Origin of the sequence: Hydrogenophaga crocea (assembly GCF_011388215.1) — a bacterium.
Lineage (GTDB): Bacteria > Pseudomonadota > Gammaproteobacteria > Burkholderiales > Burkholderiaceae_C > Hydrogenophaga > Hydrogenophaga crocea.
In genome coordinates, this window is record NZ_CP049989.1 from 3,801,291 (window position 1) to 3,822,635 (window position 21,345).

At 72.3% G+C, this 21,345-nt stretch carries 22 protein-coding genes; 4 read left to right on the plus strand and 18 right to left on the minus strand.

The window, feature by feature from the left end; all coding sequences use genetic code 11:
- Nucleotides 1–8: 8 nt before the first annotated feature.
- Nucleotides 9–812, minus strand: a complete 804-nt coding sequence (locus G9Q37_RS18015; protein ID WP_166229390.1) for a transporter substrate-binding domain-containing protein — start codon at nucleotides 810–812, stop codon at nucleotides 9–11.
- Between the two features lie 235 nt (nucleotides 813–1,047).
- Between G9Q37_RS18015 and G9Q37_RS18020 the strand changes: the two genes are divergently transcribed.
- Genes G9Q37_RS18020 through G9Q37_RS18035 form a run of 4 tightly spaced genes read left to right on the plus strand, consistent with a single transcriptional unit; the run spans nucleotide 1,048 to nucleotide 4,209 of the window.
- Nucleotides 1,048–2,109, plus strand: a complete 1,062-nt coding sequence (locus G9Q37_RS18020) for an ABC transporter substrate-binding protein (protein ID WP_166229392.1) — start codon at nucleotides 1,048–1,050, stop codon at nucleotides 2,107–2,109.
- On the plus strand, nucleotides 2,106–2,945 hold the full coding sequence (locus G9Q37_RS18025) for an ABC transporter permease (protein ID WP_166229394.1): 840 nt from the start codon (nucleotides 2,106–2,108) through the stop codon (nucleotides 2,943–2,945). Before G9Q37_RS18020 ends, G9Q37_RS18025 begins: the two co-directional genes overlap by 4 nt.
- Before the next feature lie 14 nt (nucleotides 2,946–2,959).
- Nucleotides 2,960–3,736 carry an ABC transporter ATP-binding protein gene (locus G9Q37_RS18030; RefSeq protein WP_166229396.1) on the plus strand — a complete coding sequence of 259 codons (777 nt, stop codon included), beginning with the start codon at nucleotides 2,960–2,962 and terminating at the stop codon, nucleotides 3,734–3,736.
- A complete protein-coding gene (locus tag G9Q37_RS18035; RefSeq protein ID WP_166229398.1) occupies nucleotides 3,736–4,209 on the plus strand; it encodes a tetratricopeptide repeat protein in 474 nt (157 codons plus the stop codon). Before G9Q37_RS18030 ends, G9Q37_RS18035 begins: the two co-directional genes overlap by 1 nt.
- On the opposite strand, the gene G9Q37_RS18040 is transcribed toward G9Q37_RS18035, so the two are convergent.
- The 17 genes from G9Q37_RS18040 to G9Q37_RS18120 all read right to left on the minus strand — a co-directional run bounded on the left by G9Q37_RS18040 (nucleotide 4,160) and on the right by G9Q37_RS18120 (nucleotide 21,344).
- Complete coding sequence (locus G9Q37_RS18040; protein ID WP_166229400.1) at nucleotides 4,160–5,638, minus strand: FAD/NAD(P)-binding protein; 1,479 nt, start codon at nucleotides 5,636–5,638, stop codon at nucleotides 4,160–4,162. The two genes, G9Q37_RS18035 and G9Q37_RS18040, sit on opposite strands and share 50 nt — an antisense overlap.
- A complete protein-coding gene (locus G9Q37_RS18045; RefSeq protein ID WP_166229402.1) occupies nucleotides 5,635–6,597 on the minus strand; it encodes a CysB family HTH-type transcriptional regulator in 963 nt (320 codons plus the stop codon). Before G9Q37_RS18045 ends, G9Q37_RS18040 begins: the two co-directional genes overlap by 4 nt.
- A gap of 8 nt (nucleotides 6,598–6,605) precedes the next feature.
- Nucleotides 6,606–7,880, minus strand: coding sequence for an NAD(P)/FAD-dependent oxidoreductase (locus G9Q37_RS18050; RefSeq protein WP_166229404.1), 1,275 nt, complete (start codon nucleotides 7,878–7,880; stop codon nucleotides 6,606–6,608).
- A gap of 19 nt (nucleotides 7,881–7,899) precedes the next feature.
- Nucleotides 7,900–8,202, minus strand: coding sequence for a c-type cytochrome (locus tag G9Q37_RS18055; RefSeq protein WP_166229406.1), 303 nt, complete (start codon nucleotides 8,200–8,202; stop codon nucleotides 7,900–7,902).
- 38 nt (nucleotides 8,203–8,240) lie between these two features.
- Nucleotides 8,241–9,041, minus strand: a complete 801-nt coding sequence (locus G9Q37_RS18060) for a MetQ/NlpA family ABC transporter substrate-binding protein (protein WP_166229408.1) — start codon at nucleotides 9,039–9,041, stop codon at nucleotides 8,241–8,243.
- A 43-nt stretch (nucleotides 9,042–9,084) separates the two neighbouring features.
- A complete protein-coding gene (locus G9Q37_RS18065; RefSeq protein ID WP_476702849.1) occupies nucleotides 9,085–9,684 on the minus strand; it encodes a methionine ABC transporter permease in 600 nt (199 codons plus the stop codon).
- Between the two features lie 82 nt (nucleotides 9,685–9,766).
- Nucleotides 9,767–10,810 carry a methionine ABC transporter ATP-binding protein gene (locus G9Q37_RS18070; RefSeq protein WP_166229412.1) on the minus strand — a complete coding sequence of 348 codons (1,044 nt, stop codon included), beginning with the start codon at nucleotides 10,808–10,810 and terminating at the stop codon, nucleotides 9,767–9,769.
- Entirely contained in the window at nucleotides 10,810–11,025 is a 216-nt protein-coding gene (locus G9Q37_RS18075; protein WP_166229414.1) for a TOBE domain-containing protein, read from the minus strand. Before G9Q37_RS18075 ends, G9Q37_RS18070 begins: the two co-directional genes overlap by 1 nt.
- 35 nt (nucleotides 11,026–11,060) lie before the next feature.
- Nucleotides 11,061–11,870 carry an ATP-binding cassette domain-containing protein gene (locus tag G9Q37_RS18080; protein WP_166229416.1) on the minus strand — a complete coding sequence of 270 codons (810 nt, stop codon included), beginning with the start codon at nucleotides 11,868–11,870 and terminating at the stop codon, nucleotides 11,061–11,063.
- 4 nt (nucleotides 11,871–11,874) lie between these two features.
- On the minus strand, nucleotides 11,875–12,837 hold the full coding sequence (locus G9Q37_RS18085) for an aliphatic sulfonate ABC transporter substrate-binding protein (RefSeq protein WP_166229418.1): 963 nt from the start codon (nucleotides 12,835–12,837) through the stop codon (nucleotides 11,875–11,877).
- A gap of 125 nt (nucleotides 12,838–12,962) precedes the next feature.
- Entirely contained in the window at nucleotides 12,963–13,745 is a 783-nt protein-coding gene (ssuC, locus tag G9Q37_RS18090; protein WP_166229420.1) for an aliphatic sulfonate ABC transporter permease SsuC, read from the minus strand.
- 12 nt (nucleotides 13,746–13,757) lie between these two features.
- Nucleotides 13,758–14,921 (minus strand): FMNH2-dependent alkanesulfonate monooxygenase, encoded by a 1,164-nt coding sequence (gene ssuD / locus G9Q37_RS18095; RefSeq protein ID WP_166231467.1) that lies wholly within the window; start codon nucleotides 14,919–14,921, stop codon nucleotides 13,758–13,760.
- A gap of 17 nt (nucleotides 14,922–14,938) precedes the next feature.
- Nucleotides 14,939–15,892: a sulfonate ABC transporter substrate-binding protein gene (locus G9Q37_RS18100; RefSeq protein ID WP_166229422.1), complete on the minus strand. Its 954-nt coding sequence runs from the start codon at nucleotides 15,890–15,892 to the stop codon at nucleotides 14,939–14,941.
- A gap of 38 nt (nucleotides 15,893–15,930) precedes the next feature.
- Nucleotides 15,931–16,125 (minus strand): hypothetical protein, encoded by a 195-nt coding sequence (locus G9Q37_RS18105; RefSeq protein ID WP_166229424.1) that lies wholly within the window; start codon nucleotides 16,123–16,125, stop codon nucleotides 15,931–15,933.
- A gap of 126 nt (nucleotides 16,126–16,251) precedes the next feature.
- Nucleotides 16,252–16,836, minus strand: coding sequence for an NADPH-dependent FMN reductase (ssuE, locus tag G9Q37_RS18110; RefSeq protein ID WP_166229426.1), 585 nt, complete (start codon nucleotides 16,834–16,836; stop codon nucleotides 16,252–16,254).
- 39 nt (nucleotides 16,837–16,875) lie between these two features.
- Nucleotides 16,876–17,898 (minus strand): sulfate ABC transporter substrate-binding protein, encoded by a 1,023-nt coding sequence (locus tag G9Q37_RS18115; protein WP_166229428.1) that lies wholly within the window; start codon nucleotides 17,896–17,898, stop codon nucleotides 16,876–16,878.
- Nucleotides 17,899–17,996: 98 nt separating this feature from the next.
- Nucleotides 17,997–21,344 carry an AAA family ATPase gene (locus tag G9Q37_RS18120; RefSeq protein WP_166229430.1) on the minus strand — a complete coding sequence of 1,116 codons (3,348 nt, stop codon included), beginning with the start codon at nucleotides 21,342–21,344 and terminating at the stop codon, nucleotides 17,997–17,999.
- Nucleotide 21,345 lies beyond the last annotated feature (1 nt).

The window sequence follows — 21,345 nt, forward strand, 5'->3', positions numbered from 1 at the left end:
TGCGCGCCTCAGTGGCAGTCCGGCCCGGTCTGGTCGAAATAGACCTCGAAGGCCACGTTCGAGGCCCAGGTCTGGCGCCGCCGCGCCCACTGCGGCGGGTCGTCGAGCGCGGCGACGGCGGCGCGCACCGGCACGTCGAGCGCTGCGCGCGCGGGCGACAAGCGCAGCCAGAGCGCGTCCGGCGCGGTGGCGGGCAGGCCGGCCGCGAACTTGGCCCATTCCTTCTGCGACAGCAGCGGCGCGAGCTGTGCGTGATCGAGCAGGGCCGCGTCGCAGCCGCCCGTGCGCACCTGCACCAGCGCCTGTGCAGGCGCGGCGAGCACGCGCAGCCGGGCGCCCAGGCGCTCGGCCCGGGCTTGCGCAGCGCGGTTGTCGGCCGAGGTGCAGACCACGCGCCCGCGCAGGTCCTCCCAGCGGCGCACCGGCGTGTCGGCGCGCATGGACACGCCCAGGCCCGAGCGGTAGCCCGTGGCGATGCCCGTGGCCGCGTGCGCGTCGCCGCGCCCGAGCACCAGGTCGACCTCGCCGCGCTGCAGCGCGGCGGCCTGTGCCTCGGGCGCCAGCGGCACCAGCGTGAGCGCGGCGCCCAGGCGCTGCGCGAGTTCCTTCGCGTAGACCGCCTCGAAGCCGCCGCTGGTGTAGTCGCGCTCGCCGGTGCTCACCGGCAGCGCGCCGGGGGCCACGCCCACGCGCAGCGTGGCCGGCGGTGGCGCGGGATCGGGCGCGCGCGCGGCCACGGCCAGCGCGGCGAGGGCCGCGGCCGCCGACAGCCAGGGCAGCGCGCGGCGCAAGAAGGGGATGGGGCTCGTCATGGCGCGGCGAGTGTGGGGCGCGGCGCGTGCGGGCCCAAGCGCGTTATGCGCATATGCAATCGCGGCGCTGATTCGCGCAGCAGCATGGGCGATTTGCTTCGTTGGCGCGGCGCGCCCGGCCACGAAGAATGGCCGCCAGCCCCGGGCCCGTGTGGGCCGGGGGGAGGAGGCGGCGTGGCGCGTGTGGGGCGCGCCACGCCCGCGTCTGACCACACCCCTGTTTCTGGAGAGACCCATGACCCATCCGCTTTTCCGCCGCGCCGCCGCCGCGCTCGCGCTCGGCCTCATCGCCCCCCTGGGCACGGCCAGCGCCGAGGTGCTGCCCTCGATCAACCTGCAGCTCACGCCCTGGACCGTGGTGGCGCGCGAGAAAGGCATCTTCAAGGAGGAGTTCGGCAAGGTCGGCACCCGGGAGGTCAACCTGATCGCCTCGGGCGGCGCCGAACTCATCGGCGCGGAAACCGCGGCCGTGAGCAAGGGCGCGATCTCGATCGCGCAGCGCATGATCTACCCGGCCACGGTGCACCGCGCCAACGGCCTGGACGGCGTGATCGTCTGGGTGTCGGAGCCATCCAACCGCTACCGCGCGCCGGTGCTGGCCGCGGCCTCGAACAAATCGGTGAACACGCTGGCCGACCTCGACGGCAAGAAGTTCGGCAGCAGCCGCATCAGCTGCTACTGGTCGGCGCCCACCGAGGCGCTCAACGCCGTGGGCCTGCCGCTGGACACGCGCCAGACCAAGGGCCGCGTGCGCTACGAGTCGATCGACAACGCCTCGGTGGCGCTGTCGGCCGTGCTCTCGGGCGCGACCGACGCCACCACCACCCACCTGGCCGCGGGCAACGCCACCGGCGCGTGGCTCTCGGGCAAGTTCAAGGTGGTGGGCCACGTGCCCGACGACGGCGTGTACGTGAACCACGCGGGCCGCGTCACCTACTTCGCCAAGCGCGAGTTCGTGAACAAGTACCCCGAGGCGGTGAAGGCCTTCCTGGCCTCGCGCGAACGCGCCATGGCCTGGACCCTGGACAACGTGGACGAGGCCGCGAAGATCGTGGCGCGCGAGCTGCGCCTGCCGATCGAGGTGGCCAAGTTCCAGATCACGCACCTGGGCCAGTGGGAGTTCATGTCGGGCGAGCCCAATGCCGAGCGCGCCCGCCACTCCATCAAGACCTTCATCGACTATTACGTGAAGCAGGGCGACGACATCCTCGGCGAGCGCCGCCTGACCCCGCAGCAGATCGACGCCTTCGTCGACGGCCGCTTCTTCGTCGGCGGCACGCACTCGATCTACCAATGAGCAACAGCCTCGCTTTCGACCTGGGCGATCCCGCGCTCGCCCGCCCCGTGCCGCTGCTGCCCCGGCTGCGGCGCTGGTTCCACCCGGGCCGCCTGATCGGCTTCGTGCTGCCGCTGGGCGTGCTGCTGCTGTGGCAACTCGCGGCCAGCCGGCAGTGGATCGACCCGGTGTTCCTGCCCGAACCGGCGAAGGTGGTGCAGGCCTTCTTCAAGATGCTGGCCGAGCAGAAGCTGCTGCTCGACTTCGGCGTCAGCCTGGCCATCGTGTCGCAGGGTTTCGCGTACGGCGCGGGTGCCGCACTGCTGCTGGGCATCGGCGCGGGCCTGTCGCGGCGCTTCGAGCAATTCCTCTCGCCCACCTTCGACACCATCCGCCACATCCCGGGCATCGCCTGGTTCCCGCTGATCGTGCTCTGGCTGGGCCTGGGCGCACCGGCCAAGATCCTGGTGATCGCCAAGTCGGTGTTCTTCCCGGTGTTCCTCAACACGCTGCAGGGCATCCGCAACGTGGACAAGGCGCACATCGAGCTCGCGCAGGTGCTCACGCTCACGCGCTGGCAGCTGGTGCGCAAGATCGTCCTGCCCTCGGCCATGCCCACCATCCTGGTGTCGCTGCGCTACGCGGCGGGCCTGGCCTGGGCGCTGGTGGTGGTGGCCGAGGGCCTGAGCGGGCTCGAAGGCCTGGGCTTCCTGATCTTTCGCGCACAGGGCCTGCTGCTGACCGACCAGTTGCTGGTCTGCATGGTGGTGATCGGCCTGGTGGGCTTCGCGATCGACCGCGGCATGTTCCTGCTGCAGCGCCGCGTGCTGCGCTGGAAACAGGGCTTCGAAGGCTGAAAAAGGAGATTGCCATGGCAGAACCCGGTCGCCTCGAAGTCAAGGGCGTCTCCAAGCGCTACACCACCCCCGGCAGGCCGCCGCTCGACGTGCTCGTGAACGCGGGCTTCGACGTCGAACCCGGCGCCTTCGTGTCCATCGTGGGCCCGAGCGGCTGCGGCAAGTCCACGCTGCTGCGGCTGATCGCGGGCCTCGACCCCGATCACCAGGGCGAGATCCGGCTGCACGGCGAGCGCATCGTGGGCACCAGCCTGTCGCGCGGCATCGTGTTCCAGGACCACCGCCTGCTGCCCTGGCTCACGCTCGAACAGAACGTGGGCCTTGCGCTGATCAACGCGGGCCTCACGCCAGGGCAGCAGCGCCAGGCGGTGCAGCAGCACATCGACCTCGTGGGCCTGCAGGGCTTCGAGAAGGCCTGGCCGCACCAGCTCTCGGGCGGCATGGCGCAGCGCGGCGCGATCGCGCGCGGTCTGGTGGGCCAGCCCGAGATCCTGCTGCTCGACGAGCCGCTGGGCGCGCTCGACGCGCTCACGCGCGTGCGGCTGCAGGAGGAGCTGCAGCGCATCTGGCGCGCCGAGGGCGTGACCATGATCCTCGTGACGCACGACGTGGACGAGGCGCTGTTCCTGAGCGACGAGGTGATCGTGATGAACGCCAACCCCGGCCGCATCGTGAAGCAACTGCGCGTGGACCTGCCGCGCCCGCGCGACCGCGTGAGCCCGGCCTTCGCGGCGCTCAAGCGCGAGGTGCTCGAGGCCATGCACGAGCAGCCCGCGCCCGTGGCGGCCTGATGCGCTGCCCGACCCGGCGCACCGCGCGGGCCGCGGCGTCCGCGGCCCTGCTCGCCGCGGCCCTGTCGTGTGCGCACGCGGCCGGGCCGCCGCCTTCGTCGGACCTGCCCGACCTCGCGCCGCTGCGCGCCCAGGTTTACGCGGGCGAGTACGCGCGCGCCTGGCCGCGGCTCACCGCGCTTGCGCGCACCGTGCACCACGCCGAGCTCTACAACCTGCTGGGCTACACCGCGCGCCAGATGCGCCGCTTCGACGAGGCCGCGCACTGGTACCGAGAGGCCCTGCTGTACGACCCCGAGCACCGCGGCGCGCTCGAGTACCAGGGCGAGCTGTTCCTCGCCCTCGGCGATGTCGCGGCCGCGCAGCGCAACCTGCGCTACCTGGAGCTGCTGTGCGGCACCGGGTGCCGCGAGTACCGGCTGCTCAGGCAGGTGCTGGACGCCGCGGTGCCGTCCGCGCCGGCGGCGCGCTGACCGAGCCCCCCAGCGCGGCCAGCAGCCCCGGCACCATGCGGTGGATCTGCGCCGCGATGTACATCGCGCCGCCCGGGTCGCCGAAGGTGCCCAGCGTGGGCGGGCCGACCAGGCGCAGGTGCTCGCGCGCCGCGCCGTCGCGGCCGATCGGGCGGCATTGCGCGTCCACCGCATAGCCCACGCCCACGGCGTCGGCTTGCAGCCAGCCCTGGGCCACGAGCGAGCGCAGCAGGGGGTTGCCCGCGGTGCGCGAGGCCACGTCCAGGCCGGTGCAGTTCACCACCGCGTCGAAGCGCGCCGGGTGCGGCGCGTCGGCGCACGCGGCCTGCAGCTGCGCCACCAGCGTCCGGCCCTCGGCACGCAGGCCACGCAGTCGCGCGGCCAGCGGCTGCACCCGGCCCGCGGCGATGGCCGCGTTCACGATGGCCTCGGTGGGCGGCGGCGAGCGGAAGCGGTGCACGTCGTACCAGGGCCGCAGTCGGCGCAGGAAGCGCTGCTGCTGCGCCAGCGGCAGGCGCGGCCAGAGCTGCCACACGGTGTCTCGCAGCGCGTCGAAGTCGGGGTACCAGTGACCACCGGCCGCGCGCACCTGGGCGCGCAGCGCGCGGAGCCAGGCGCGCGCGCTGGGCTCGGCCTGCAGCAGCCAGTCGGGCGCGGGGCCGAGCACACGGTCGAGGTTGTCGCGGCCCTCGGGCACCGGCAGCGGGCCGCTGAAGGGCGGCTGCGGGCGCGGCCGCAGGCCGCGGCGCGACAGCAGCACCGCGCCGCCCGCGTGCCCCTGGCGCTCCAGGGTGCAGACCACGTCGAGCGCGGTGAGCCCGCTGCCGATCACGAGCACGCGCGCGCTGCGCGGGATGTGGCGCAGGCGCTCGGTGTCGAGCGGGTTCTCGATCACGCCCGGGTGCGCGGCCAGCGCCGGTTCGAGCGGCGCGGGCAGGCGCGGCAGCGCATTGCCGGTGGCCAGCAGCAGCAGGTCGGCGGCGATGGTCTGGCCCTGGTCGGTGAGCACCACGGTTTCGGCGCCGCGCTGCAGCGCGCCGATCGCGCGCGCCTGCACCGTGTGCAGCGTGCTGCCCGAGGGTGTGGCCTGCGCGTGCACGCGCACCTGGTCTTCGAGGTAGGCGCCGAACACGGCGCGCCGCACGAAGGCCGCCCCGCTGGGCTGCCGCGCGCGCGGGTCGTGGTCGAACACGCCGTGCGCCTCGCACCAGCGCGTGAAGTGGCCGCCGTCGAGCGGGTCCACCGAGTGCACCCAGGTCGGTCCGTTGAGGCGGTGGTCGGGGTCGTGCGTGGCATAGGCCAGGCCCGGCCCGATCCGCTCGCGCGCCTCGATCAGCGTGATGGCCAGCGGCGCCGGGCTGCGCCGCACGAGCTGCACCGCCGCGCTCACGCCGGTGAAGCCGCCGCCCACGATCGCGATGCGCTTCATGCGCTGGTCACCGCTTCGGTCGTCGCCTCGGCGCCGATGGCCAGCGCCAGCGCGTCCTCGACCACCGCGCGGGTGAGGCTGGGCGCGAAGTGCTCGATGAAGGCGAACGCGTAGCCGCGCAGCAGGCTGCCGCGGCGCACCGCGAGCCGGGTCACGTTGATCTCGAACAGGTGGCGGGCGTCGATGGCCTGCAAGGGGCGGTCGCGCTCGGGATCGACCGCGATCGAGGCCACGATGCCCACACCCATGCCGAGCTCCACGTAGGTCTTGATCACGTCGGCGTCCATGGCGGTGATGACCACGTCGGGCCGCAGGCCCGCGCGCGCGAACGCGTCGTCGATGTGCGAGCGGCCGGTGTAGCCGCGGTCGTAGGTGATGATGGGAAAGGCGGCGAGCCGCTCCAGGCTCGGCGGCCCGCCGTGCAGCAAGGGGTGGTCGTGCGGCACCACGATGCTGTGCGTCCAGCGGTAGCAGGGCAGGGTCACGAGCTGCGGGTAGCCCGCGAGCGCCTCGGTGGCGATGCCGATGTCGGCCTCGCCGCCGAGCAGCATTTCGGCCACCTGCTTGGGCGAGCCCTGGTGCAGGTTGAGCGTGACCTGCGGGTAGTGCTGACGGAAGTCGCGCACCGCGTGCGGCAGCGCGTAGCGCGCCTGCGAGTGCGTGGCCGCGATCGAGAGCGTGCCCTCGGCGCGGTCCACGAACTCGCGCCCCGCCACGCGCAGGTTCTCGGCCTCCTGCAACAGCCGCTCCACGATGGGCACGAGCACGCGGCCGGGCTCGGTGAGGCCGGTGAGCCGCTTGCCCGCGCGCGCGAAGATGGTGATGCCGAGCTCGTCCTCGAGTTCGCGGATCTGCCGGCTCACGCCGGGCTGCGAGGTGTAGAGCATGGCGGCCACCTCGGTGAGGTTGAAGCCGCAGCGCACCGCCTCGCGCACCGAGCGCAGTTGCTGGAAGTTCATCGGGCGGCTCAGAGCAGGGCGTCGGCCCAGATGTTCTGCGCCCACGAGCGCGCATAGCGGCCTTCGAGCGCGTTCGCCTGCGCCGACAGGCCGCCCGCGCCGGTCACCGGCGTCAGCGTCTTCTGCTCGGCGTTCCACTGGTGCACCGAGGCCACGTGCACCACGTCGTCCGCGCTCACGAAGCTGTAGCAGGTGTTGGCGATCACGGGCTCGGCATTCACCGGGCGGCCCTGGATCAGCGCCACCACCGCGTCGGCCGCGACCTTGCCGTGGTTGTTGGCCATGAAGCCCGACTTGGGCATGCCCGGCGCCGACAGCGTGGCGTCGCCCAGCACGTGGATGCGCGGCGCCACGGTGGACTCGAAGGTCTGGAAGTTCACGCCGCACCAGGCGTTGTTGGCCGTGATCAGGCCCGCGGTCTGCGCGATGCGGCCGGCCTGCTGCGGCGGCACCACGTTGAGCACGCCCGCGCGCACCGTGTCGAACTGCAGCTCGATCGTGTTCGTGGCCGCGTCCACGCGCACCAGCTCGCTGTTGGGCCGGTACTCGATCAGGCCCGGGTAGCGTTCGTTCCAGGCCTTGAGGAACAGCGCCTTTTTCGAGGTGATGTCGGGGTTGGCGTCGAGCACCAGCACCTTGGCGCGCGGCTTGTGCCGCTGGAAGTAGCCCGCCACCAGCGAGGCGCGTTCGTAAGGCCCGGGCGGGCAGCGGTAGGGCGCCTTGGGGATGTGCAGCGCGTACACGCCGCCATCGGGCAGGGCCTCGAGCTGGCGGCGCAGCGCCACGGTTTGCGGGCCGGCCTTCCAGGCGTGCAGCACGCGCGCCTGCGCCTCGGCGCTCTGCAGGCCGGGCACCTGGTCGAAGCGGAAATCAACGCCCGGCGAGACGATGAGGCGGTCGTAGCGCAGCGTGTCGCCGCGCGCGAGCCGCACTTCCTGGCGCGCGGCGTCGATGGCCACGGCCTCGTCGCGCACCACGCGCACGCCGTGCTTTTTCTGCAGCGTGTCGTAGCCGGTGGTCAGGTTGCCGATCTGCTCGTGGCCGGCCAGCACCAGGTTGCTCAGCGGGCACGAGACGAAGGCCGCTTCGCGCTCGACCAGCACCACCTCGATCTCGGGCGCCCACAGGCGGATGTACTTGGCGGCGGTGGCGCCGCCGAAGCCGCCGCCGATCACGACCACGCGGGCCTTGGGTGGCGAGAGGGCGGCGCAGCCGGGCAGGGCCAGGGCGGCGCTGGCGCCGCCGAGGGCGAGCAGGGTTCTGCGGTTGAGGGTGGGGTTCATGGCTGGGTCCTCGGCGGGCTCATCGGGGCAGGCGCGCGAAGTGCGCGGCCAGGCGTTCGAGCTGCGCGTCGCTGTAGCCCTTGGCGTGCTGGTGCATCACGGTGGCGGGCAGCTGGTCGCGCTTGTAGGCCAGCAGCTTGGTGAGCAACACCTGCTTGTCCTGGCCGTTGATCGAGGGAATGGCGCCGCTGCTGCGGCCGTCGGTGCCATGGCAGGCCGCGCAGGACGCGGCCCAGGCGCGCGCCTGCAGGTCGGGGGTGGCGGGCTGGGCATGGGCCGCGCCGCACAGGGCGAGCGCGGCCAGGGCCAGGGGTCGGTTCATCGGGGGCCTCCTTCGTCGGGGCGCTCGGGGGCGGGCGTTCAGAAGCCGGCCAGCACCGAGCCCTTGAACTCGGTCTGGATGAACTGCCGGATCTCGGGCGACTGGTAGGCCTTCACGAGCTTGGCGACCCAGGGCTTGTCCTTGTCGGCCTCGCGCACCGCGATCAGGTTCACGTAGGGGCTCTTGGCGCTTTCCTGCGCGATCGCGTCCTTGCCCGGGTTCAGGCCGGCCGAGAGCGCGTAGTTGGTGTTGATGGCCGAGGCGTCGAGGTCGTCGAGCGAGCGCGGCAGTTGCGCGGCGTCGAGCTCCACGAAGCGCAGCTTCTTGGGGTTGCTCACCACGTCGAGCGGGGTGGCGCGCAGGCCGACCTCGGGCTTGAGCTTGATCAGGCCCTGGTCCTGCAGCACCAGCAGCACGCGACCGCCGTTGGTGGGGTCGTTGGGAATGCCCACGCGGCCGCCTTCGGGCAGGTCTTTCAGGCTCCTGACCTTCTTGCTGTAGATGCCGATGGGGAAGTTCACCGTGTAGCCCACGGGCACGAACTTGTAGCCCCGGTCCTTGATCTGGTTGTCCAGGTAGGGCTTGTGCTGGTAGCTGTTGGCGTCGAGGTCGCCCGCGGCGAGCGCGGCGTTGGGCTGCACGTAGTCGCTGAACTCGACGATCTGGATCTTCAGGCCGTCTTTCTCGGCGATCTTCTTCACCTGCTCGAAGATCTGCGCGTGCGGGCCGGCGGTGACGCCGACCTTGAGCGGCTTGTCCTGCGCGAGCGCGCCGGTGGTGAGGGCGGCGGCGATGGCCGCGGCCAGGGTGGTCTTGAGCAGTTGCCGTTTGTTGAGCATGGGTCTTCCTTGAAATGGCGTGAAGGGAAAAGGGAAAGGCGCGTCAGCGGTGGTTGAGGCGGCGCACCAGCGCGTCGCCCGCGCTTTGCACCGCCTGCACGAACACGATGAGGATCAGCACCACGGCCAGCATCACCTCGGGCAGGAAGCGCTGGTAGCCGTAGCGGATGCCGAGGTCGCCCAGGCCGCCGCCGCCGATGGCGCCGGCCATGGCGGAGTAGCCGGTGAGGCTCACCAGGGTGATGGTCAGGCCGGCCACGATGCCGGGCACGGCCTCGGGCAGCAGCACCTTGAAGACGATCTGCGGCGTGGTGGCGCCCATGGCCTGGGCGGCCTCGATCAGGCCGGCGTCGACCTCGCGCAGCGAGGCCTCGACCAGGCGCGCGATGAAGGGCGCGGCCGCGATCGTCAGCGGCACCACGGCGGCCGCGGTGCCGATCGACGAGCCCGTGATCCAGCGCGTGAACGGGATGATCGCGACCAGCAGGATGATGAAGGGCGTGGAGCGCACCGCGTTCACCACGCCGCCCACGGCGCGGTTGAAGGCCAGGTTCTGCAGCACGCCGCCGTGGTCGGTGAGGCGCAGCAGCACGCCCAGCGGGATGCCGATGAACGCGCCCACCAGGCCCGAGAGGCCCACCATGACGGCGGTCTCGCCGAGCGAGGTGAGGAAGAGCTCGCGCAGCGGCGCGGGGAACCAGGTGTCGAGCCGGGTGAGCAGGGTCTCAAGCATGGGCGATCTCCTGCACCTGCACGCCGGCGGCGCGCAGGTGGCCGATGGCGGCCTGCAGCTGGGCCTGCGCGCCGCGCGCGAGCACCGCGAGCGAGCCGAAGGGCAGGCCCTGCACCTCGTCGATCTGGCCGTGCACGATGTTCAGGTCGAGCCCGAAGCGGCGCACCAGATCGGACAGCAGCGGGCGGTCGCCGTCGGCGCCGGCGAACACCAGGCGCAGCAGGCTCGCGCCGCCGTGGCCGCCGGTCGGGGCGAGCAGCGCGCGCACGCGCTCGAGCACGTGGGCCGGCAGTTCGCGCGGCACCACGTCGTCGAGCAGGCTGCGCGTCATCGGGTGCGCGGGCCGGCTGAACACCTGCAGCGTCTCGCCCTGCTCCACCACCTCGCCGGCCTCGAGCACGGCCACGCGGTGCGCCACCTGTTTGATGACCTGCATCTGGTGCGTGATGAGCACCACGGTGAGCTGGAGCTCGCGGTTGATCTGCCGCAGCAGCGCCAGGATGGCGCGCGTGGTCTCGGGGTCGAGCGCCGAGGTGGCCTCGTCGGACAGCAGCACCTGCGGCCGGCTGGCGAGCGCGCGCGCGATGCCCACGCGCTGCTTCTGGCCGCCGCTGATCTGCGCCGGGTAGCGGTCGGCCAGGCCCGACAGGCCCACGAGCTCGAGCAAGGGGCCCACCCGCGCGCGGATCGCGGCGACGTCCAGGCCTTCGAGTTCGAGCGGCAGCGCCACGTTGCCGAACACGGTGCGCGAGCTCAGCAGGTTGAAGTGCTGGAACACCATGCCGATGCCGCGCCGCGCCTCGCGCAGGCCGCGGGCGTCGAGCGCGGTGAGTTCGCGCCCGGCCACCGTGACGCGGCCCTGCGTGGGCCGGTTGAGCAGGTTGATGGTGCGCACCAGCGAGCTCTTGCCCGCGCCGCTGCGGCCGATGACGCCGAAGACCTCGCCGCGCGCCACCTGCAGGTCGATGCCGCGCAGCGCGTGCACCGGGCCCTGCGGGCCGCGGTAGGTCTGGTGGATGCCCTCGAGTTCGATCATCAGAGCTTGGCGATCGAGACTTCGGTGGACTTCACCAGGGCGACCACCTCGGAGCCGACCTGCAGGCCCAGGTCTTTCACCGAGCGGGTGGTGATGACCGAGGTGACGATGCCCCAGGGCGTCTCGACGTCGACCTCGGACACGACGTCGCCGAAGATGATTTCGCGCACCTTGCCTTTGAACTGGTTGCGCACGTTGATGGCTTGAATGGACATGGGAATCTCCTGAAAGGGGGGGATGAAGAAAGGGATCAGATGGCCCAGCGCAGCGCGTGCGCCGGCGTGGGCAGCCACCGCGGCTCGTTCGAGGGCGGCGCGGCATCGGGTTGTTGCAGGACACGGTCGAGGATGCGTTTCTCGATCGCGGCGAAGGCCGCGTCGCCGCGCGAGCGCGGGCGCGCCAGCGGCACGCGCTCGTCGAGCGCGATCGCGCCGTCCTCGATCAGGATCACGCGGTCGGCCAGGGCCACGGCCTCCTGCACGTCGTGCGTGACCAGCAGCGCGGTGAAGCCGTGGCGTTTCCACAGCCCTTCGATGAGTTCGTGCATCTCGATGCGCGTGAGCGCGTCGAGCGCGCCCAGCGGTTCGTCGAGCAGCAGCAGGCGCGGCCGGTGCACCAGCGCGCGCGCGAGCGACACGCGCTGGCGCTGGCCGCCCGAGAGCCGGGCCGGCCAGTCGGCGAGCCGGTCGCCCAGGCCGACCTGGGCCAGCACGGCCTCGGCGTCTGGCTGGCGCTCGGGCGGCAGGCCCAGGGCCACGTTGTCGCGCACGCGTTTCCAGGGCAGCAGGCGCGCGTCCTGGAACATGATGCGGGTGTCCTCGCGCAGGCCCTGCACGGGCTGGTCGTCCACGCGCAGCTCGCCCGCGCTGGGGGTTTCCAGGCCCGCGACCAGGCGCAGCAGCGTGCTCTTGCCGCAGCCGCTGCGGCCCACGATGGCCACGAACTCGCCGGGCTCGATCACCAGGTGGTTGTCGCGCAGCACCTCGCGCGGGCCGAAGCGCTTGGAGAGACCGCGCAGTTCCAGGCGCAGGCCGCCCGCTGTCAGGTCCGGGTTCGCCATCGCCTCAGCCCTGCGGTTGGAACAGGCCGATGTCGAGCGCGTCCACGCGCCGCGGCAGCAGCTTCTCGGCGAAGAAGGCGTCGGCGATCTTCTGCTGCTCGGCGATGTTCTGCGGCGTGGCCGCGCGCACCGCGTAGCTGCGGCGCGCATTGGCGCGCTCGACGATGGCCGGGTCCAGGCCCCAGAAGGGCGCGAGCAGGGCCGCGGCCTCCTTGGGCTGGGCCTTGACCCAGCGGCCGGTTTTTTCGAGCTCGGCGTAAATCACGTTGAGCACGTCGGGACGCGCCTGCGCGAAGCGCGTGCTCGCGAGGTAGTAGCGCGTGTACGAGGCCAGGCCGGTGCCGTCGGCGAGCACGCGCGCGTTGGCCTGGACCTGCGCGGCCGACAGGAACGGGTCCCACACCACCCAGGCGTCGATCGCGCCGCGCTCGAAGGCGGCGCGGCCGTCGGCCGGCGTGAGGTAGGCCGGCGTGATGTCGGCGAACGACAGGCCGGCTTTTTCGAGCGCGGCGATCAGCAGGTAGTGCGCGCCCGCGGCCTTGGCGAAGCCCACGCGCTTGCCCTTGAGCTCGGCCACGGTCTTGAGCGGCGAGTCGCTGCGCACCAGGATGGCCTGGGCGGTGGGCGAAGGCGCTTCCTGGGCCACGAAGCTGAGCCTGGCGCCCGCGGCCTGCGCGAACACCGGCACGGTGTCGGCGACGTCGGCGCTGAAGTCGAGGTTGTCGAGGTTGAGCGCTTCGAGCAGCGGCAGGCCGCTGGTGAACTCGTGCCAGCTCAGCGACACGCCCAGCGGCGCCAGCCGCTGCTCGAGCGTGCCCTGCAGCCGCAGCACCGCGATCAGCGTGGACGATTTCTGGTAGCCGATGCGCACGGTGCGCGGGGCGCTGCCCTGCGCGAACGCCAGGCCGCCGGCGAGGGCCGCGAGCGCACCGAGCGCGCCGCGGCGGGGAAGGGAGGGGAGGGACATGGTGAGCTTGTCAGAAGAAACGTTGGAGAAAAGGGCGTGGTTCGAGGGGCCGCGCGGATCCGGCTTCGCCGGTCCCAGCGGCCGCCCCCCTGGGGGGGTGACGCCGAAGGCGGCGCAGGGGGGCTTCACGCTTGGTAGCCGGGGTGCCAGCGCAGCCACGCGCGTTCGAGCGTGCGGGCGAACACGTCGGCGAGCTTGCCGAGCGCGGCGTAGAGCAGGATGCCCACGAGCACGATGTCGGTCTGCAGGAACTCGCGCGCGTTCATCGTGAGGTAGCCGATGCCCGACTGCGCCGAGATGGTCTCGGCCACGATCAGGATCACCCACATCAGGCCGAGCGAGAACCGCAGGCCCACCAGGATGGACGAGAGCGCGCCCGGCAGGATCACCTGCCAGTACAGGCCCCAGCGCGACAGGCCGTAGGTGCGGCCCATCTCGATCAGGCCCGGGTCGACGTTGCGGATGCCGTGGTAGGTGTTGAGGTAGATCGGGAAGAACACCGCGACCGCGATCAGGAACAGCTTGGCCGCCTCGTCGATGCCGAACCACAGGATCACCAGCGGGATCATGGCCAGCGCGGGGATGTTGCGCACCATCTGCACCGTGGAGTCGAGCAGGGTCTCGAAGAAGCGCACCGAGCCCGTGAGCAGGCCCAGCAGCAGGCCCAGGCCGCCGCCGATGGCCAGGCCCGCGAGCGCGCGGCCCGCGCTGACCTTCACGTGCTTCCAGAGCTCGCCCGATTCGGCCAGCGCCCAGAAGGCGCGCAGCACATCCCAGGGCGCGGGCAGCACGCGCGTGGACAGCCAGCCCTGCAGCGAGGACAGCTGCCACAGCGCGATCAGCGCCAGCGGCACCGCCCAGGGCAGCAGCCGCTGCGCGGCGTTCGATGAAGCGAGTCGCACGCTCATGGACTCCACCGCTCAGCTCTGCGCCGCGCGCGGCACGTACACATTGGCCACGGTCTCGCCGAAGGGGCCGTTGAGCACCTGGCCGGGCAGCTTCTCCTGCAGCGCGCGCGGCAGCAGCGGGAACACCAGCTCGGCGAAGCGGTAGGCCTCTTCGAGGTGCGGGTAGCCCGAGAAGATGAAGTTCTCCAGCCCGAGCGCGGCGTATTCCTGGATGCGCTCGGCCACCTGCTGCGGGTTGCCCACCAGCGCGGTGCCGGCCCCACCACGCACCAGGCCCACGCCGGCCCAGAGGTTGGGGCTGATCTCGAGGTCGGCGCGCGAGCGCTTGGCGCCGCCCGCGTGCAGCGCGGCCATGCGGCGCTGGCCTTCGGAGTCCATCTTCGCGAACGCGGCCTGCGCGCGCGCCACCACCTCGTCGTCGAGCCGGCTGATCAGGCGCTCGGCGTCGGCCCAGGCCTCTTCTTCGGTCTCGCGCACGATCACGTGCAGCCGGATGCCGAACTTCACCGTGCGGCCGTGCTTCGCCGCGCGGGCCTTCACGTCGGCCACCTTCTTCGCGACCTCGGCCGGCGGCTCGCCCCAGGTGAGGTAGGTCTCGACCTGCTCGGCCGCGAGCTCGTGCGCGGCCTCGGACGAACCCCCGAAGTACACCGGCGGGTGCGGCCGCTGCACCGGCGGGAACAGCAGCTTCGCGCCCTTGACCTGCAGGTGCTCGCCCTCGTAATCGAAGGCCTCGCCGCGGTGGCTGCGCGCGAGGATCTCGCGCCAGATGCGGATGAACTCGGCCGACTGTTCGTAGCGCTGCTCGTGGTCGAGGAACACGCCGTCGCCTTCGAGCTCGGCGCGGTCGCCGCCGGTGACGAGGTTGATCAGCAGCCGGCCGTTTGAGAGGCGGTCGAAGCTCGCGGCCATGCGCGCGGCGAGCGCGGGCTGGTGCAGGCCGGGGCGCACGGCCACCAGGAACTTCAGGCGCTGCGTCACGGGCAGCAGGCTCGCGGCGACCACCCAGGGGTCTTCGCACGAGCGGCCGGTGGGGATCAGCACGCCTTCGTAGCCGAGGTTGTCGGCGGCCTGGGCGACCTGCTTGAGGTAGCCGTGGTCGAGCGCGCGCGCGCCCTCGGCCGTGCCGAGGTAGCGGCTGTCGCCGTGCGTGGGGATGAACCAGAAAAGTTTCAAGGACATGGCGGGTGCTCTCAGACGGCGGCTTCCAGCACGTTGATGCGCTTGGGGATGAGCTTGAGGTTGAAGAAGGTGTCGGCGATGGCCTGCTGCTCCTGCAGCACGGCGCGCGTGATGGGGCCGGTGCCGTACTGCGCGCGGCCCACCGAGCGATCGACCGCGGGCCGCGGCAGGCCCCAGAGCGGCGCGAACTCGGCGGCCAGCGCGTCGCGGTTCGCGCTGCCCCACTGGTCGATCTGGTTGATCTCTTCGATCAAGGCCTTGATCACGTCGGCGTTCTTCGCGGCGTAGTCGAGCGAGGAGAAGAAGTAGCCGCGGTTGTTCACCACACCCGTGGCGTCGGCCAGGATGCGGCCGTTCAGGCCCACCTCGGCGGCGGCCAGGAAGGGGTCCCAGATCACCCAGGCGTCGACGGCGCCGCGCTCGAAGGCGGCACGCGCGTCGGCCGGGGGCAGGAAGACCGACTGCACGTCCTCGTACTTCAGGCCGTGCTTCTCGAGCAGCTTCACGAGGAAGTAGTGCACGTTGCTGCCCTTGTTGTAGGCCACGCGTTTGCCCTTGAGGTCGGCCACGGTCTTGATGGGCGAGTCCTTGGGCAGCAGCACGGCCTCGGCCGCGGGGCGCGGCACGGTGGCGGCCACGTAGGCCAGCGGCGCGCCGGCGGCCTGCGCGAAGATGGGCGGGGCCTCGCCCACGTCGCCGAAGTCGATCGAGCCGACGTTGAGGGCTTCGAGCTGCACCGGGCCGGCGGTGAACTCGGTCCAGCTGAGCTTCACGCCCAGCGGCGCCAGGCGGCGTTCGAGCGTGCCGCGGCCCTTGAGCAGGCTCAGCAGGCCTTTCTGGTGGCCCACGCGCAGCACGCGCGGGGCGCTGGCGGGCGACTGGGCGAAGGCCGGCAGCGCGGTGGTGGCGGCGGCGGCCGCGCCGGTGAGCACGAAGCGGCGGCGGTTGGGTTGGAAGAGGGTCATGGCGAGGCTCCTGGTTCGAGGAAGGGCGTGAAGCGGGTTCAGGGCGTGGGCACGGGCAGCAGCAGCAGCGCGAGGCCGAAGGCCCCGATGACCGCGGCGAGCGCGGCCCAGGCCCAGCGCGTGAAACGCGCGCTCAGCGGCGCGGGCGCCTCGGCTGCGGCCGGGGTGGCGTGGTCGTGCGTGGGCCAGGGGCCGGCTTCGGCCTGGGCCAGGTGATCGAGCAGTTGGCTCATGGGCGGTCCTTTCGGAGGGGCGCAGGCGCGAGCGGGCAACGGCCGTCCCGGCCACCCGCGCGGTGGCTGAAAACAAAGGGGGGAGGGGATCGGTGAAGACGCGGCGCGGCGGGCGTGCCGCGGGCGTCAGACGCTACATCGCACCTGCGCGAAGGGCACCGGTGCGAAGGCGCCCGAGGGCGGCATTCGCAGGCCGTCCTGCAGCAGGTGGTGCACGGCCTCGTCGAGGCGCTGGTCGAGCTCGGGCGTGCTGCCGTAGTCGCCGTTGTCGCCCTTGGGCAGTTGGGCGTCGCTGGCGTAGACGCCGGGCAGGATGTGGCGCGCGCCCAGCGACTGCAGCACGGGGCGCAGCGCGTAGTCGAGCGCGAGCATGTGGTGCGGGCTGCCGCCGGTGGCCAGCGGCAGCACCGCCTTGCCCTTGAGCCCGCTTTGCGGCAACAGGTCGAGGAAGACCTTGAGCACGCCGCTGTAGGCGGCCTTGTAGACCGGCGTGGCCACCACCACGGCGCGCGCCGATTCGACCTGCGCCAGCGCGTGCTGCACCGACTTGTGCGTGGTGTCGGCCAGCAACAGCGCCTGCGGCGAGAGGTCGCGGATGCGCAGCCGGTCGATCAGCGCCTGGCGCAGGCCCAGGCGCTGCGCCACGGCGTCGAGCAGGGCGGCGGAGCGAGAGTGCTCGGACGGGCTGCCGGCGATGAGGAGGACGGACACGGTGAGGCTTCCCTGGGGTGTGTGACAGCGCGGGGCTTCTTACTTCTTGGTGTAGATCTGGTCGAACGAGGCGCCGTCGGCGAAGTGCGCCTTGGCCGCCTTGTCCCAGCCGCCGAAGGCCTGGTCGATGGTGAACAGGTTGAGCTTGGGCAGCTGCTTGGCGTACTTGGCCTGGGCCTTGGTCGAGACCGGGCGGTAGAAGTTCTTGCCGATGATGTCCTGCGCCTCTTCGGTGTAGAGGTACTCGAGGTAGGCCTGGGCCACGGCGCGCGTGCCCTTCTTGTCCACGTTCTTGTCGACCACGGTCACCGCCGGCTCGGCCAGGATGGACAGCGAGGGGTAGACGAAGTCGAACTTGGTGCCGAACTCTTTCTCGAGCAGGTAGGCCTCGTTCTCCCAGGCGATCAGCACGTCGCCCTGGTTGCGCTGGGCGAAGGTGATGGTGGAGCCGCGCGCGCCGGTGTCGAGCACGGGCACGTTGTTGTAGAGCTTGGCCACGAAGTCCTTGGCCTGGGCGTCGCCGCCGAGCTTGCGCTTGGCGTATTCCCACGCGGCCAGGTAGTTCCAGCGCGCGCCGCCCGAGGTCTTGGGGTTGGGGGTGATCACCTTGACGTCGGGGCGGATGAGGTCGTCCCAGTCCTTGATGTTCTTGGGGTTGCCCTGGCGCACGGCCAGCACGATGGTGGAGGTGTAGGGCGAGCTGTTGTGCGGCAGGCGCTTCTGCCAGTCCTTGGGGATCCACTGGCCGTTGGTGTGCAGGGCGTCGGTGTCGCCGGCCAGGGCCAGGGTGGCGACGTCGGCGTCGAGGCCGTCGATGATGGAGCGGGCCTGCTTGCCCGAGCCGCCGTGGGACTGTTTGATGGTCACGTCCTGGCCGGTCTTGGCCTTCCACTGCTTGGCAAAGGCCTGGTTGATCTCGACGTAGAGCTCGCGCGTGGGGTCGTAGCTCACGTTGAGCAGGGTCACGGGGGCGGGCGCCTGGGCCTGGGCGGTGCCCAGGCCGGCGGTGAGCGTGAGGGCGCTCAGGCCCAGGATGTGCAGGAGGTGGCGGCGGGTGCTCATGGGGCGTTCCTTCGGTGGGGTCCAGCGGGGCTGTGATCGACAAGGCCGCGATGTTCCCGGCAAGGCCCGGGAAAAGGAACGAATACGTTGTTGGTTGCTTATGCGCGAAACATCTGTAGCTCGTCGCCGGCCGGGTTGCCCGCGAGCTCGCCGATCAGCAGCTCGCACAGCGCGACCGTGTCCTGCAGGCGCTCGGAGAGCCGCCGGTCCTTGGTGGGCGCGGCCTCGCGGCCCATGCGCAGCGCCTGCAGGCGGCGCAGCTCCAGCGCTTCGAGCACCTGCCCGGCGGTGGTCTTCACGCTCACGAGCAGCGGGGGCCGGCCGTCCGGCCGGGTCTCCCCGGCCGCCGTGTCGCCCAGGCCATCGGCATCGCAGCGCGCCGCGAAGGCCGACACGATCCGGGCACACAGGGCACTGCGCTGCGGCGCCGGGGCTTCGCGCAGATGCGCCAGGGCGCGCCCGGGCGTGGCCAGGGGGTTGGGGCCGGTCTGGCGCACGCGTTTGACCACCTTGCGGCCCCAGCGGCGCCAGGGCTGGGGCGTGCCGCCGGGCGGCAGGGCCGGCTGCGCGGGCCCGGGCGCGTCGGGCGTGTCGTCGCGCGTGTCGTCGCGCAGGCGGTCGCCGATCTGCTTGAGCACATCGCCCAGGCGGGCCAGCCGCGCTGCGCCGGGCGATGGCGAGCCGGCGCCGGCCAGCGCCGGCTCGGGCTGCGGGGACACGAGGCTGGGGTCGGCCAGCATCTCGAGCAGCAGGGGCCCCCAGGGGCGGGCCAGCAGATCGCCCTCGGCCGGGGACCCGCCCGCGGCCCCCGTGGCCAGCGCGCCCTGCAGTTGCAGCAGGTCGTGCGGACCGATGAGCTGGTCCTGCAGCCCGTCGCGCACCTCGGCGAGCATGTTGAGCAGCGCGTTGCGCGTGGCCCGGTCGTTGCGGTTGAGCCAGTCGACGCGCTGATCGGCAGGCCGCAGCATCAGCGCGCCGAGCCAGTCCGAGGCGCGCGCCTTCATGTCCGGCGACAGGCGCTGCTGCCAGGCCTGCGACAGCAGCTGCTCCACCCGGTGCGCGATCGCCGAGGGCTGGCGCTGCAGCCGGCCGAACAGGCGCCGGCTCGGGTACAGCCGCGCCGGGAAGAAGGCCGCGATGCACTGGCGCGCCGACTGGCGGTGCTGCTCGGGCGTGGCCCACACGCCCAGCCCGCCGAGCAGGTGGGCCAGCGTGTCGGCCGACATGCCCAGGCACTGCAGCAGCTCGGCCGCGGCGCAGGGGCCGGTGCGGGCGTCGGCGGCGTGCCGGTGCAGGGCCTCGGCCAGGTACTCGATGGCGAGGAATTCGTTGTCGCGCAGGTGCGCCGCGAGCAGCAGGTGCGGCTCGATCTCGAACTCGGCCTCGTCGACGACCTCGCGCCGCTGCGCGCGCCAGGCTTCGAACCAGTCCTGCCAGAGCTGCCGCAGCCGCGGCGTCCAGCGCCCGATGCGCTCGGGGTCGTCGCTGTCCATGTCGGCGTAGAAGTCGAGGATGGTGTCCACGCCGTGGCGGCGCACGAAGGCCTCGGCCGCCGCGGCGCGCGACTTGAGCTGGTCTTTGTCGTGCTGGCGCTGCAGCGCACGCACCGCGACCGAGCCGACGTAGACGGTGCCGTTGAAGCCGCCCGGCAGGCTCACGAAAGGCAGCGCGGCGAGCGAGGCGCCGGCGGTGACGGGCGCCAGCCCGAGCGAGACCGCGCCGCCGAGGATGGCGGTGACCACGGTGGCGTAGCTCGCCATGCCCTTGGTGCGCCGGATCTTGGCCTGCCCCGTGGCGCGGTGCAGGGTGCGCAGCGCGCGTTGCTGGGTGGTGATCATGGCGCCGCCCACGGCCCGGTGCAGGGCCCGGGTGTGCGGGTCGTCCAGGTGCGCGCTGTCGCGCAGCAGTTCGGCCGCGTGGCACAGGCGCTCGGTGGCCGCGCTCTTGGCCGCGCGCGCGTTGATCTGCTCGCGCTTGCCGTCCTTGTTGTCGGCGCGCGCCATGAACCCGAGCAGGCACTGGCTCACGGCCGACAGGCCGAACAGGCCGAACTGCGCGCCCACGATTTCCACCGCGAGGCCGGCGAGTGCGAGCGCCGTGTGGGCGCTTTCGATCGCCGCGCGCGGCAGCTGGATGTGCACGTCGCGCAGGCGTTTGATGTCCTGGTGCGCGAGGCCGTCGAACGGACGGAATGCGTCGGTCCAGGCGCGGCCGAAGGCCTCGATGGCCTGTTTCAGGTCGCGCTCGAGCGCGAGCAGCGCCTCGGTGCCGGACGGATCGCCGCTGTCTTGCGCCTCGGCCAGCCGCTTCTGCACCGCCTTGAGTTCGCGCTGCGCGGCCTTGCGCAAGGCCTTGCGGCTGAGCAGGCGGTCCACGCGATCGAACAACTGGTCGACCTCGTCGCCGAGCGTGAGCATGCGCTGCGCGACGCGCTCGCGTTCGGCTTCGAGCGCCTCGAGCGGGCACTCGACCTCGAGCAGGCCTTCGGGCCCGCGCTGCGCGGCGATGCGGGCCAGCAGGGCTTCGTGGTGCGCGGTGAGCCCGTCGACCTCGGCGTGCTTCTGCGCCACCGTGGCCGCGGCCTGCTCGATCTGCCGGCGGATGCCCGCGAGGTAGGGCTGGTGCGAGGCGGGGTAGTAGGCGCGCTCGAAGTTCTCCTGCAGCCGCGTGAGGGCGCGGATCTGGAAGCCGAGCTGGGAAATCAGCGTCGGCTCGACCGCCTCCCCCAGCGCCTGCGCGGCCTCCAGCGAGCGCAGCCAGGCCTGCTGGCGCACCAGCAGCACGCTGGCGCTCAGGTAGTCGTGCCGGGCGTGGCGCGCGTCTTTCTCGGCGCTGTAGCCGTCGAACAGCATGCCGATGGTGGCCATGATCGCGAACAGCGCGGCGGCCTCGGGCGATCCGCCGAGGTTGCTGAGCGCGCGGCCCGCCACGCCCGCGGCCCATTCGCCATAGAAGAAGCCCTTGCCGCCGTCGGTGAGGCCCGCGCGGTGGCTGACCGCGCGCTCGGCCACGAGGCCCTCGGGCGTGAGCGCCGGGGCCTCGCGGCCGAACTGGGGGCTGTGTTCGTGCGACAACAGCAGCGCCTTGCGGTGGGTGACGCGGCGCGGCGAGCGTTGCAGCGAATCGCCGCGCGCGCCGAGGCTGCGTACCACCAGCTTGCGCGGGCTGCCGCTGGGGCTGTCGAGCGAGAGCGGCGGCGACGAGGCCGGGTCCGACAGGTTCAGCAGCACGCTGCCGCGCGGCGAGGACGAGTCCGACAGCCGCACCAGGGGCTCGTCGCGCGGCGAGACCGGCGCGGTCTGCGATGCCACCGGTGCGGCGGGCCGCGGTACCTGCCCGCGCCGGCCCACCTGCACGGGCGTGTCGGGCGGCGCCGGGTCGATCAGGCGCAGCAGCGGCACGGTGAAGACCGTGTCGGCGCGGTCGGCTTTGGCGGTGCGGTTCATG